General features: G+C 60.7%; 14 protein-coding genes. 5 read left to right on the top strand and 9 right to left on the bottom strand.

The window, feature by feature from the left end; translation table 11 throughout:
• Positions 1–47 precede the first annotated feature (47 nt).
• Positions 48–452, top strand: a complete 405-nt coding sequence (locus tag AC1D1Z_RS27940) for a helix-turn-helix domain-containing protein (protein ID WP_018246197.1) — start codon at positions 48–50, stop codon at positions 450–452.
• Between the two features lie 100 nt (positions 453–552).
• Here the strand turns inward: AC1D1Z_RS27940 and AC1D1Z_RS27935 are convergent, their stop codons facing one another.
• The 9 genes from AC1D1Z_RS27935 to AC1D1Z_RS27895 form a co-directional block, all read right to left on the bottom strand.
• Positions 553–819: a hypothetical protein gene (locus AC1D1Z_RS27935; protein WP_011655326.1), complete on the bottom strand. Its 267-nt coding sequence runs from the start codon at positions 817–819 to the stop codon at positions 553–555.
• Between the two features lie 66 nt (positions 820–885).
• Positions 886–1629 carry a TfuA-like protein gene (locus AC1D1Z_RS27930; RefSeq protein WP_477852242.1) on the bottom strand — a complete coding sequence of 248 codons (744 nt, stop codon included), beginning with the start codon at positions 1627–1629 and terminating at the stop codon, positions 886–888.
• Positions 1626–2888: a YcaO-like family protein gene (locus AC1D1Z_RS27925; protein ID WP_210068291.1), complete on the bottom strand. Its 1263-nt coding sequence runs from the start codon at positions 2886–2888 to the stop codon at positions 1626–1628. The genes AC1D1Z_RS27930 and AC1D1Z_RS27925 overlap by 4 nt, the downstream gene beginning before the upstream one ends.
• Before the next feature lie 13 nt (positions 2889–2901).
• Positions 2902–3045 carry a hypothetical protein gene (locus AC1D1Z_RS27920; protein WP_003553391.1) on the bottom strand — a complete coding sequence of 48 codons (144 nt, stop codon included), beginning with the start codon at positions 3043–3045 and terminating at the stop codon, positions 2902–2904.
• Positions 3046–3151: 106 nt separating this feature from the next.
• Positions 3152–5098, bottom strand: a complete 1947-nt coding sequence (locus AC1D1Z_RS27915) for a BTAD domain-containing putative transcriptional regulator (RefSeq protein WP_477852240.1) — start codon at positions 5096–5098, stop codon at positions 3152–3154.
• A 266-nt stretch (positions 5099–5364) separates the two neighbouring features.
• Positions 5365–6123 (bottom strand): sugar phosphate isomerase/epimerase family protein, encoded by a 759-nt coding sequence (locus AC1D1Z_RS27910; protein WP_477852239.1) that lies wholly within the window; start codon positions 6121–6123, stop codon positions 5365–5367.
• A gap of 25 nt (positions 6124–6148) precedes the next feature.
• On the bottom strand, positions 6149–7168 hold the full coding sequence (locus AC1D1Z_RS27905) for a LacI family DNA-binding transcriptional regulator (RefSeq protein ID WP_477852237.1): 1020 nt from the start codon (positions 7166–7168) through the stop codon (positions 6149–6151).
• 130 nt (positions 7169–7298) lie between these two features.
• Positions 7299–7739, bottom strand: a complete 441-nt coding sequence (locus AC1D1Z_RS27900) for a VOC family protein (RefSeq protein WP_477852235.1) — start codon at positions 7737–7739, stop codon at positions 7299–7301.
• 129 nt (positions 7740–7868) lie between these two features.
• The gene (locus AC1D1Z_RS27895; protein ID WP_477852233.1) at positions 7869–8681 is read right to left on the bottom strand and encodes an aldo/keto reductase; all 813 of its coding nucleotides are present in this window, start codon (positions 8679–8681) and stop codon (positions 7869–7871) included.
• Between the two features lie 180 nt (positions 8682–8861).
• Here AC1D1Z_RS27895 and AC1D1Z_RS27890 point away from each other — a divergent pair, with 180 nt between their 5' ends.
• The 4 genes from AC1D1Z_RS27890 to AC1D1Z_RS27875 are packed head-to-tail and all read left to right on the top strand — an operon-like array spanning position 8862 to position 13071.
• A complete protein-coding gene (locus tag AC1D1Z_RS27890) occupies positions 8862–9758 on the top strand; it encodes a carbohydrate ABC transporter permease (RefSeq protein ID WP_477852232.1) in 897 nt (298 codons plus the stop codon).
• The gene (locus AC1D1Z_RS27885) at positions 9755–10693 is read left to right on the top strand and encodes a carbohydrate ABC transporter permease (protein ID WP_477852230.1); all 939 of its coding nucleotides are present in this window, start codon (positions 9755–9757) and stop codon (positions 10691–10693) included. Before AC1D1Z_RS27890 ends, AC1D1Z_RS27885 begins: the two co-directional genes overlap by 4 nt.
• A 3-nt stretch (positions 10694–10696) precedes the next feature.
• Positions 10697–11797: an ABC transporter ATP-binding protein gene (locus AC1D1Z_RS27880; protein ID WP_477852228.1), complete on the top strand. Its 1101-nt coding sequence runs from the start codon at positions 10697–10699 to the stop codon at positions 11795–11797.
• A 26-nt stretch (positions 11798–11823) separates the two neighbouring features.
• Complete coding sequence (locus tag AC1D1Z_RS27875; protein WP_477852226.1) at positions 11824–13071, top strand: ABC transporter substrate-binding protein; 1248 nt, start codon at positions 11824–11826, stop codon at positions 13069–13071.
• Positions 13072–13112: the final 41 nt, after the last annotated feature.

Genomic DNA, 13112 nt, shown 5'->3' with positions numbered 1-13112 from the left:
GATATGGGGAATGACCCCTGTCCGCTGCCTTCAGAAGGGAAAATGAGATGAAAGAAGAACCGCATTCCGTCGATGTTCACGTCGGAAAGACGATCCGTATCCAGCGTCTGTTGAGGAAAGTTTCTCAGACGGAACTGGGCGATCGTGTTGGCGTAACGTTCCAGCAGATCCAGAAGTACGAAAAGGGTTCCAACCGCGTTTCCGCCAGCATGCTGGTCGAAATCGCCGGCGCGCTTAAGGTCGATGTCAGGACGTTTTTTGACGATCTGTCGACCCCTGATACGGCCAACGACAACCCCGCTCCGAGCGAGGAATTCGTTATTTCGCGCGAAGGCGTCCTTCTCAATGCGGCGTTCTTTTCGATCAAGAACGAAGCGCTTCGCAAGAAGATCCTGAAGCTCGTCCAGGCGATTGCCAACACCGAACAGTTGGAAACCGAAGCGGCCGAATAGACCGGTTGTCCTTCACGCGCTCCAAACGGACCGCATGAGGATCAATAGCGGTTGATCGGATCAATGGCGATCGATCGGGATCAGTAGCAATCGATCGGGCTCAATGGCGATCGATCAGGATTAGATTCTCGCTGGCATCCTTCATTGCGATCTTGGCTTTGCTGCCGAGCAGCTTCTCGAGATTGACGTCAAGCTCCCTGTCGGGATCTATGCCGTCCCAATCGATGACGACCTGCAGCAGCGCCATGTTCGTCAGGTGCATCAGATTGCGCAGCTGAAGCTTTTCAGCCTCATCCTTGGCTGCCGACAGCAGCCGGAAGATCCTTGCGTATTCGCTGCCGGTACCCTCGTTGTATTGATCAAACATCGTTCCCGCCTCTTTGGTCGTGGAACCCTACGATTCCATCAGTGCTGCATCATTCCGCCGCGACCGTTATTCAAGCGTTACAGGAACCGCATTGCGCGTGACTTCGGCGTGCAAGAGCTCCCAATGTGAGGTCGCGGCAAAGCGCCAGTCACGGTTGACGGGGAGGAATTTATCTCGGCTCAGCCATTCCAGCACCAGTCGCGCGTCGTTGCGCTTGCGCTCGACACGGCTGCCGCGGATGGCGGCGAGGATATGGTCGCGGCGCGGCTTGCGGAAATGGCACTCGTCGGCCACCTTCGCATAGGTGCGTTCGGAGAAATGCAGAAACCGGCCGGCCAGCAACAGCTTCTTGCGCTCGCCGGGCGAAATCTCGCCTTTGGCGTGAAGCGCATCGATCGTCGGCTCGAAATCGACCCAGGGAACGGAAAGCGGCAGCCAGCCGAGCTCATGCGGCGCATGCACCAGCGCGACGGCCTCATCGTCGAGCAGCCGTCCGGACTMGTAATCTTCGAAGATCGAGCCGAGCCCGACCATGCCGAAGGGGGCGCATTCGGCTGCCCGCAACGCCCCCATGCTGGCCCCGCCGGCAACGGCGACATCATGTTCGAGTGCGTAAAGTATTTCCTTGTGCCAGACCGAAGGCAGGTCGCCGAAATAGCCATCGACGAGGCCGATCGCCGTGGCGCCGGCCCGAACGGCCTTCAGGATGTCGCCGGCGGCGGCCGGCGGTCGGAAGTCGATGAAAGGAGACATGGCTTTCGCAGCGGCAAGGTCACTGCCAAGGCTTGGGCCGACGAACAGCACCTTCATGATTCGGCTCCTCTTATGGTGTTGACCGCGCGCATGCCGAGCTGGATGTATTGGCCTGATATATCGACCTCCAGTCCCGGCACGATCACTCTGACGACCGAGATCGGCAGGGATCGATGCGGAAAGGGCACGACGATGATCTGCTCGATGCCGGTCGCCGCCAGTCGGTCGGAAATATGGGCGATGGTATCCTGGATCGTCGCCGGGCGGCGATGACGGTCGTGGAACGCGCGCATCCGACCGTCGCCCTCGCAAAGTTCGACCACCTGCTGCATCGCCGCGCTCCGGTCGAGCCGCTGATAGATGCGCGGCGAGAAATCGTCGCGGCTGCCGGCGATCGCGGTCAGCCGGCTCTGCGCCGCTTCCGTGATGGCGCGCAGCGCGGCGCGCACAGGATCGGGGTGGCAGCCGCAACCACCGCAGACATGCGACCAGCGCGCGTCGACACGGTCGGAAAGATTGCCTGGCATGATGACCGCCAGAAAAGCGGGAACGCCGATATCCGTCGTCATGTCGAGCAGCAGCAATTTCATGCCGGCGCGTGTGATCCGGTCGGTCATGACGTCGATAACCGCATCGCCGAAGGAGGCAGGGTCGACGCGGCTCTCCTTCAGGCGCTCCGGCGATTTCAGCTGGGTCAAGGCCCAGGCGTCGCGCTCCACCAGCTCGCAAAGCCCATGCAGGACCGCCTCGGACGGCGTGTTGCCGGAGGCAAGCCCGTCACTCGACTGCTCGAAGCCCGGCGGCCTCTCGCCGCGATGATCGAGACCGACGAGCCACCAGGGCACGAAGACACTGCTGCCGGAAAGGATGTCGAGCCCCGTGCACCAGGGAATAGGCTTGCTGCCGATCTCGTCGGGCGCGCAGCGTGCGACATTGTCGAGATCGATCATCGCGGCCCGCTCCGCCCGCATGCTGTCGATCGTCGCCTGCGTCAGGTCGGCGGGGGCAATTTCGGCGATCCGCGTCTCGACTGCTTCCATCGCCGCCGAGGTCATGGCGGCATCATTATCGATACCCTTGCCCTGAAACACCGACAGCGTATGGCTGTTCGGCCTCGTTGCGAAGGCGACGGGGATGTTCAAGACATCGAGTGCAGTCAGCAGACCGACGCGCGTGATGCCGAATTCGCGCAGATGCGGCCTGACGGCTGCGAGGGTCTGAGCCGGCGTGACCGCGCGGTCATGATAATCGCTGACACCGGCCGATGATCGTTTAAGGTCACCGGCTAGCGTTTCAAGGTCGGTGAAAGCGGACATACCGATCTGTTCCTTAGCGGAACCTCAGCGCATGCGTCAGGCTCTCGAGCGCATTTGCGGAAACGTTGAGTTCGTCCTGCTTCAGGGCTGCCCTGGCGGCGGCAGAAAAGCGCAGAGACTGTGTCTGAGCTGCAGTGGTTTCAGCATTCGTCTTCATGTTCCATCTCCGATTGGTCAGGCAGCGCCTTGCTGCCGTTAACCATCAGAGGGAAACATTGCCTGCGTCATTTAAGCGTTACAGGCTTCGTTAAAAGGCGATGCAATCAGGGAAGACCGGCAAGATGCAGGCCCTTTATCAACGGTTCCGTATAGGCGGGATCGCGATCGGGGACGAAATGACGGATGTCCTCGCTGCGGAAATCCGGGAAGTTTTCCAATACCACCCTAGCGTAATTACTGGCCTTGCTCGTATCGCCGGCCATGGCATGCGAGGCGGCGAGCAGACGGGCCGTTGCCTGCTTCGCCTTCACCGGTTCCAACGCCTCGATCGCCATTTCATATTCTTCGCGCATGAAGTGGATGCCGCCGAGGTTCCAGTAATAATAGTCCGGCGGCAGCGGATTGAGTTTGAAGGCCGCGCGGCTGAGCTCCAGCGCTCGATCGAAATCGCCATCATGAGAAAGCGCGTCAGCGAAATCGGCGAGGATGTCGGCGTCGTTGGGATTGAGATCCTGGGCCTGCTGGAAATATTCCAGGCTTTCGTCAAAGCGGCGGCGATAAAGCGCCACGAAGCCGAGCTCGCGGTAGGCCCGGCCGCTGTTCGGGTCGGACTGCTGCGCCTGCCGGGCAGCACCGTTCGCCTCGTCAAGCAGTTCCTTGTCCCGCATGCCGCGGATCAGCCATTCCATGCCGAGCGCGCGCGACATGCCAGCATGGGCGGCAGAGAAATGTTCGTAACGATTGAGCGAGGATTTGAACCATTTGCGCGCCTGGCGCAGATGCTGCAGATCGGTCTGGGCGATCAGCCGCTTGCCTTCCAGGTAGAGACGGTAGGCGGACGGCGGCGCCTCGCCGATCGGTATCGCCAGTTCGTGGCGCTCGATCGTGTCGGCGAGCGAGGAGACGATCCGCCGCGTCAGATGCGCGAAGGATTCGCTTATCTTCTGCATGACCAGCGGCAGTTCGATGGCCCAGATCACTTCCGAGGTCGTCGTCCGCGTCAGCCGGCAGGTCGCAAAGACATCCTCGTCGCGGCCCTGGATGGTGACATAGACCGCATAGTCAAAGCTGAGGTCGAGCGGACCGGGCACGGCACGCGACGGATCGATCGAACGGCTGAGGATCTCCAGGCTCGTATGCGCCGCGATCACCTTGAAGCCGCGCTGCTGGCTGAGGCCGATGGTGACGTCTTCGAGAAGCGCCCTGCCGACGCGCTCCATCAGCGGATCGGTGAAGATACTTTCCGGCGGCAGAATGATGATGCGCGGCTGGCCGACCGTATTGACGGAAAGGTTAAGCGCCGACTGAGGATGTCCCGACGTCGCCTGTGCTGCCGGCACCAGGTTGAGTTCGCGGGCAAGAGCAGTGGTGCTTTCTTCCGGCTCGGTGTCGAAATCGTCCTTCAGCTGGCTCTTGCACTTCAGATAGGCCTGACGCGCCGCTGCCGGATCGTTCATCCTGACATAGGTGCGCATCAAGGCGCGATAGGCCGTCTCGCTGGCAGGGTCGAGTTCCAGCAGGCGCCTGGCAAGCGTGACCTGCTCTTCATCAGATCTGTCTTCTGATGTCTCGACCAGCCGGGTGAGATGGGCGGAGCGCAGTTCGTCGACGCGCTGGCGCTCGAAGGTCAGCCAGTCCTCGGCGCCCTGCGTCGGCGATTTGACGCCTTCGAGCAATTCGCCGTTCAGCAGGCCGCCGTCTTCGGGTGCGAGTGGCCCTTTCTGTTTCAGGATATGAACGTCGACCTCCCAGCCATCGGCAAGGCCGATATGGGTTCGGGTCGCGGCAAGCAGCTGTGGAAGGCCGGCGGGAACGCTCTGCTCGATGCGCGCCAGCAGCTGGCGCAGGCTGCCGGCCCGTTTTTCCGGTAGTTCCGATTGCCAGAGCTGTCGCCTGACGGTTTCGCGGTCGAGTTCGAAATTGGGTTCGGCGGCGAGCATGGCGAGGAGAAAATAAGACTTCTCCGGCAAGGGGAGTTCCGTCCCCGCCGCCAGCAATCGCGGTCTTCCGAGCAGGCACAGCCTGTTCGTCAGCATCTGCCGGATGTCCATCGCATCTCGGTTCTCACCCCTGAAAGCCAAGGCGCACAAGCGCACCGGCCAATCCAAAGCATGTTAGAGCCATAAGAGGCCGGCGCATAGCGGTTTTGCTTTAAAAAGAAGAATTTTCAGCGAATATTTGCATATTCTCGCGCCACACGGGGAGGAAATGCTTGCCAACACTTTCGTGAGGATGCGGTTTGCGTGTCGTGGCGGAAAGTTATTTCCACTGCCGATGGTCCTTATCACCCGCTATTCCCAACCAAATCGCGGCCGCGTTAAAGGCCGAGCGCCTTGATGTGCTCGATCGAACGCCGGGCGAAGCGGCGCCAGTCGGCCGGATTGTCATGCTCGGTGACGATATGCTCGGCCTTTGTCTCGCGGAGGAGTGGTACGAATTTTTCCCACTCGATGATGCCGTCGCCAGTCGCAGCCCAACCGTCTTCCGTCGTGGTGCCCTTCGGCGCCATGTCCTTCATCTGGATAGCGATGATGCGGTCGGCGAATCTCTTCAGTTCGGCCGCCGGATCGGCGCCGGCGCGGGTGATCCAGCCGCAATCGATCTCGAACCAGACAGTGTCGCCGCCACCATCGAAGATATGGTCGATCGGCCGCGACCCGTCGGCCAGCGCAAAGAATTCGAAATCGTGATTGTGCCAGGCAACCTTGAGCCCGTGCTCTGCCGTCTGCTCGGCGCCTTCGGCCAATTGGGCGCCGAGATTCTTCCAATAATCCGCCGTCGTGCCGCGCTCTTCCGGCGCCACATAGGGCGGGATCATGATGGTGGCGCCCATCGTCAGCGCGATGTCGATGAAGCGCTGCGGCTCCTCGACCAGCCCTTTCAGCGGCATGTGAAAGCAGTGGCATTTCAGCCCGGTGTCATCGAGCGCCGTGCGGAAAGCCTTGGCATCGGCCTCATAAGCCGGAAGCCAGGGTTCGATTGCGTCGTAGCCGAAAGCCTTTAACTCGGGAAACTGGGCAAAAAGCGGTGGAAAATTGCGCGAGGAGTAAAGCTGGTAGGAGATCGGGTAGGTCAAGTCTTTGCTCCCATTCGTGCCGGCTTCAGCTTCGGCCGGTGGTGCTTTCCCGGATGACGAGATCCGGCTCGATCATGGTGACACGCGGCTCGGGCAGCGCGTCCTTGGCAGCGACGAGCCGCATCAGCCGCTCGACGGCAAGCTCGGTGACGATGTCGACGGCGTAGTTGACGCTCGAAATCGGCGTTGCCGCATGTTCGGCGAACTCGATATTGTCGAAGCCGATGATGGCGACATCTCTAGGCACGTTCACGCCGTTCTTCTGGCACCAGCGCAAGGCACCGATCGCAAGGGAATCATTGGCGGCGAAGACGCCGGTCGGCCGATTGGCGGCGCTCATCAGTTGGTCCATCGCCCAATAGCCCTTCATCACCGAATGGCCCTGCGGGTCGGCCGTCAGTACCGGCTCGAAGGCGATACCGGCTTCCGAAAGCGCCTGCAGGTAGCCTTCGCTCTTTTCCAGATTGCCGAGCGGATTTGCGCTGTCGATGATGCCGATCCTGCGATGGCCGGTGTCGATCAGATGCCGCGTCGCCTTGTAGGCGCCGCGCCTCTCATCGACGCAGACCGCGTCAATGCCGGAATCCGGATCACCGACGAGCAGTACGATCGGATAATTCGACTGGCGGATCTTGCGGATATGATCGAGCTTGCGATGGCTGCGGGGATAGATGAGCATGCCGTCGACCTGGCGTGAGCGGAACATTTCCAGTGCCCTGATCTCCTCCTCCGGATCGTTGTTGGAGGTGGCAAACAGCGTACCGTAGCCCCTGTCGGCGAGCTCCAGCTCAATCGCTTGCGCTGTGCGCATCAGCGTCGGATTGGTGATGTCGGTGAGGATAAGGCCGATCGTCTTCGTCTCGCGGCTGACCAGCGACTGGGCGATGTGGTTCGGCAGGTAATTCAGCGCCTCGGCGATGTTGCGGATCAGCTGGCGCGTTTCCTCCGGAATGCGCGGGCTGCCGCGAAGCGCCAGCGAGACCGTGTTCACGGAAAATCCGGTCTTGTCGGCGATGTCTTTGAGGCGGACGCTCGATCTGGTCATCGTGAGGGCGGCTATATGTCCTGATGCTTAATCTTCCTTCCATAACCTTCCCCGGTGGAAAGCGAAAGCTTACCGGGAAAGCGGAAGCGAAAGCCGCGGGATACCGCCCCACGGCTTTCCTCGATCCCCATTAATTTCCTTCGGCATGCAGCCGTTTTATGCCCTGGTACTGCAGGCAGTCCGGATGCATCTCCATCAGCTCGATGCGGTTGCCGTCGGGATCCTCGATCCAGGCCTGGCGATTGCCGTCGAGGCCTGGCTTGATTTCTGCAGTGAGCTTGATGCCGGCCGCCTGGATCCTCTCGGCCGTCGCATCCAGATCGTCGATGGTGAAGCACATGTGGTTGACGCCGTTGGCGTTCCAGCCGGGCGCCCGGTCGTTTTCGGCACCAGGAAAAATTTCGAGATAGTGGTCGTCGGTGATGCGGAGATAGACGAGCCAAGTCGAGCCGTCGTCGTTCTTCAGGCGCAGCATCTCAGGAAAACCAAGGCGTTCGCGGTAAAAGTCGAGCGAGGCGTCGAGGTCCTTGACCTTGATGGCGACATGGCCGTAGCCGGTTATTCCAAGCATGTCTCCTCCTCCCGGCGGCGTCGGTCGCCGCCGTCAACAGTGTTTCGATCAACAGAAGCCGGTATTGAATTAACGATAATACAAGATCACAATTGTACGCACTCGCGCAATTGTCAACCGCCGGCGGATTCAATCCCAATCGGGCCCCCAGTCGGGATCGATGGTGCGCTGGTTGCGGTCGAGTGTCTCGATGAGGGCGATCTCCTCCTGTTTCAGCTGCAGTTCGCCGGCTGCGAAATTCGAACGGATGCGTTCGGCCCGGCTCGACGTCGGAATCGCGCAATAGCCCTTGGCGAGTTCGAAGGCGATGATCACCTGCTCAACCGTCGCGCTGTGATTGCCGGCGATCGAGCTGAGCACCGGATCCCCGGAAAGCGTGCCGCGGGCAATCGGCAGATAGCAGGTGACGAGGATGTCGTTTTGTTGGCAGTAGGCGGCGAGTTTATTGTTCTGGATCAGTGGGTTGAGTTCGAATTGATTGTTAACGATCCGCCCCTTGCCGATGATTGCTTCTGCCTGTTGCAGCAGTGCGATGGTGAAATTGGAGACGCCGATCAGCCGCGTCAGTCCACTCTGCTGCGCCTCGGCGATCTGGGAGAGATAGACCTCCAGGGGAATGGCGCCGTTGGGCGCCGGCCAATGGATGAGCGTCAGATCGACCTGGTCGACGCGCATCGCTTCCAGGCTCTTTTCGAGCGAAGGGATGAGCTTGCCTTCGCCGAAATTGTCGGTCGAGATCTTCGTCGTCATGAAGGCCTCATGCCGTGCAATGCCGGACCGGCGTAACGCTTCGCCGGTCTCGAATTCGGTATCATAGGTCTGCGCGGTATCGAGATGCCGGTAGCCCGTCTCCAGCGCGCAGAGGATGGCCTCTATGCCCTCCTTGCCGTTGCGGCCATAGGTGCCGAAACCCAATTTCGGTATAAGTTGCTGATTTTCCATATGACTTCTCTTTCCTTCCGGTCGCGTCGGGCCCGCCTGGCCGAGCTTATGGCCGATTCCGAGCGATATCAGCCAAAAATCGTCTGTTGACGCATAGACTTTTTTGATCATAGTTTAACGATAATACAAGCCTGTTATCAGGCGTGGTCCGATGTGGGAGCGTTGGTCTGGGAGGAAGAGATGCAACTACGCTGGAGCCGGATGATGCCCCAGCTGGCTCTCGCGCCGGCTGTCGCCGTTACCTTCGTCGCATTCATCGGAGCGATCGGCTGGACGGCATGGCTTTCCCTGACGCGCAGCCGCCGCGTTCCGGAATATGAGGTCGACTGGAGCGAATGGACACGCCAGTATGAGCGGCTCTTCAACGAYGCCGGCTGGGCGATCTCTCTGCACAACCTGGTCATTCTGGGCATCGGCAGCGCCCTTGCCATCGTCTTCGGCTTCATCCTCGCGGCGATGATCGATCGCGAGTGGCGCGGCGAGAGCTTCTTCCGCACGGTCTTCCTCTATCCGCTCGCCGTCTCGCTGATCGTCACGGGTGCCGCCTGGCGCTGGATCTTCAATCCGCAGCTCGGGCTTCAGAATTTCCTGCACGGCCTCGGCTTCACCTCGGTCAGTTTCAACTGGCTGGCAAGCCCCGAGACCGCCATGTACGCGATCATTCTCRCCTCGATCTGGCAGAGTTCCGGCTTCTACATGGCCCTGATGCTCTCCGGCCTGAAATCGATCAACACCGAAATCTGGAGCGCCGCGCGCCTCGACGGCGTCAGCTTCTGGCGGCTCTATCTGGAGATCATCATCCCGATGATGAAGTTCACCTTCATCACCTGCGCAATCCTGCTCTCGCTCGGCGTCATCAAGGCCTATGATGTGATCGTGGCGATGACCAATGGCGGGCCTGGCAATTCCACCTGGGTTCCGGCCTATTTCACCATCAACGCGCTCTCGGCCAAGAGCAATATCGGCTATGCCTCGGCCGCCGCAATCACCATGCTTGTCATCACCGCGCTGATCTTCCTGCCGCTGGTGCTGATCACCACCTGGCAGCAGCGCCGGGCGAACCGGGGTTCGCGATGACCATGGTGACGCAAGCAGCGGTGCTGGAAGATGCGACGAACGCTTCACCCGGCCCGCGCCAGCCTTTCTTCCCCCGCAAGAAGAAACGCATTCCCGGACGATCCATCGCCATATTGCTGTTCCTGACGATGTGCGCGCTGTTCTTCTGCGTGCCCCTCTATGTCGTCGTCGTCACCTCGTTCAAGACGATGGACCAGATCCGCGAGGGCGMGATCTTTTCACTGCCGCATGTCTGGACGCTCGAGGCCTGGGACCACGCCTGGAACAAGGCCTGCTCGGGCATCAACTGCAACGGCCTCAAAGTCGGCTTCTGGAATTCGGTGCTGATCCTCTGCCCRTCGCTGATCCTGTCGATCGCGCTGTCGATCATCACAGGTTATGCGCTGGCGCTCTGGAATGTGCGCTGGGCGAATCCTTTCCTCTTTCTGCTCTTCATCTGCGCCTTCGTGCCCTTCCAGGTCATCATGTATCCGCTGATCCGCATCACCGCGGCGATCGGCATCTATGGCACGCTCTGGGGCATTGCCGTGGTGCACGCTGTGCTCGCCATGCCGGTGCTGACGCTGATCTTCCGCAATTATTACAAGGATATTCCGCAGGAGATCATGCGGGYCGCGGTCATCGATTCCGGCTCCTTCTGGCGTATCTTCATCGAGATCATCCTGCCGATGTCAGGCAATATCCTGATCGTCGTGCTCATCCTGCAGATTACCTCGATCTGGAACGACTATCTGATCGGCGTCACCTTCGGCGGGCTCGGCACGCAGCCGATGACCGCCATCCTCGCCAATCTCATCACTGTGTCCACAGGCGTCGTCGCCTATAACGACAATATGGCGGCCGCCCTGCTCACCGCCATTCCGCCCCTCGTCATCTATTTCCTCGTCGGCAAGTTCTTCGTTCAGGGGATCACCGCCGGCGCGATCAAGGGTTGACCCATGCCGCGTGTTTCCTTCGAACATATCGTCAAGTCGTTCGGCGCGGTGACGATCCTCGACGATCTCAATCTTGCGGTCGAGGACGGCGATTTCCTGGTGCTGCTCGGCCCCTCTGGCTTTGGCAAGACCACGCTGCTCAATCTCCTTGCCGGCCTGCTCGAAGTTTCCGATGGCCGCATCATGATCGGCGAGCGCGACGTCACCGATCTCGATCCCCGGGATCGCGGCCTTGCCATGGTCTTCCAGTCCTATGCGCTGTATCCGACCAAGACCGTCTACGGAAACCTGAAATTCGGTCTTGCCGCAAGCCGCCTCGACCGGGCGGAGGTCGAACAGCGCATCGCCGCTGCCGCGAGGCTGCTGCAGATCGAGCCGCTGCTTGCCCGCAAGCCCGGGCAGCTCTCCGGCGGTCAGCGCCAGCGCGTCGCCATCGGCCGGGCGCTCGTCAAGCAGGCCGGTGTCATCCTCTTCGACGAGCCGCTGTCGAATCTCGATGCCAAGCTTCGCACCGAGATGCGTCTGGAGATCAAGAAGCTGCACGACACGCTGAAACCGACCGTCGTCTATGTCACCCATGACCAGATCGAAGCGATGACCATGGCGACGAAGATCGCAGTGATGGACGGCGGCCTCATCCAGCAATTTGGTACGCCCGACGAGATCTACGGCAAGCCCGCCAATCTTTTCGTCGCCGGCTTCATCGGCGCGCCGGCGATGAATCTCCGCCCGGCGCGGCTGAAGGTGGATGGCCATTGCGTCAAGGCGGGCTTCGATACCGGCGATGTCATCGATCTCGGCGACTATGCCTTTTCGCAGCGGCCGGAAAGCGGCGCCGAGGTCGTCATCGGCCTCAGGCCCGAACATTTCGTCGTCGCCGATCAGCCGGTCGCCAATGCAGCGGCAAGCTTCGAGCTGCCACTCAGACATGCCGAACGCACAGGCTCCGATGCCACCGCCTATCTCGGTTTCGGCGATCAGTTGCTGGCGCTGCGCGTCGATCCGGATCGCGCCGTCGGCCTCAGCGCCGGCCAGACGGTGCATGCCGATTTTCCGCGCGGCAAGGCCAATGTCTTCGACGCCCGCACCGGGCGACGCATGTGAATGAGCAACCAAAGGGAGGAATGGAAATGATGAACAGGATACTTGCCGGCATCACCGCCGCCATGCTTGCAGGCGCCGCTCCCATCGGCGCGCAAGCGACCGATCTCGTGATCTACCACACGTGGTCGGCGCCGCCCGAAGTGGCGGCGCTGAACGTGCTCAAGAAGAACCTGGAGGCCAAAGGCGACAGCTGGACCGACATCGCCATCCCGCATGACACCGGCTCCAACGTCAACCTGATGAACCTCGTTGCCGGCGGCAACCCGCCGAACCTGTTCATGGAGTCAAATCCCGGCGTCTATCGCGACCTGACGAAAGCCGGTCTCGGCCGGCCGCTGACGGATTTCTTCAAGGAGCATGGCTACCCGGACAAGTATCCGGATGCCGTCGCCCATTCGATGGTCGTCGACGATCAGGTCATGAAGGTACCGACCGCACTGCATATCGACGGCATGGTCTATTACAATATGGATGTCGCCCAGAAAGTYGGCATCGATCCGACGGCCTGGAAATCGCTCGACGAAATGTTTGCCGACTTCGACAAGATCAAGGCGGCCGGCGTCATTCCACTGGCCGTCGGCGGCCAACAATGGCAGGTGGGGTACCTCACCCACGCGCTGGCGGCGACGATCGGCGGACCGGACTTCTTCAACAAGATCTATGGTGAAAAGCCCGATCCTGYCGTCTTCGACACGCCGGAATTCCGCCAGGTGTTCGACTATCTGCGCAAATTCCAGCAGGCGGCCGACGAAGGCTCGGCCAACCGCGAATGGAACCTCACCACCAATCTCGTCATCACCGGCAAAGCGCTGATGCAGATACATGGCGACTGGATGAAGGGCGAATGGCTGGCGGCCGGCAAGACCGCCGGCAAGGATTTCGGCTGCATCCAGATCCCGGGCGCCAAAGCAGTGGCTGCCAGCGTCGACAGCTGGGGCCTGCTCGGCGGCCAGCCTGCTGACAAGGACAAGGCCGAACTCGACTTTGCCTCGATCGTCGTCGATCCGAATGTCCAGGCGGAATTCGCCAAGGCGAAGGGTTCGACCCCGGTGCGCCTCGATGCACCGCAGGACAGTCTCGACGCGTGCTCCAAGGAAGTGCTCCGTATCGTTGCCGATCCGAAGCATCAGGTAYAGAACCCGCACGCCATCAGCGACGCCGACTGGGAGAACTCGATCTGGGATGTGGCCTTCAACTTCTGGAGCGATCCCGACATGAGCGTCGACGACGCGATCGCCAAGATCAAGGAAAACTACAAGACCATTCTCGGCTAGAGCGGTTCAGCTTTTCACGGAAGCGCAGAACTGCTCTATCC

It is taken from the genome of Rhizobium sp. P1_E1, from assembly GCF_056406015.1.
Note: the sequence above shows the minus strand (reverse complement) of the source record. Positions and strands in the feature narration are given on the sequence as shown.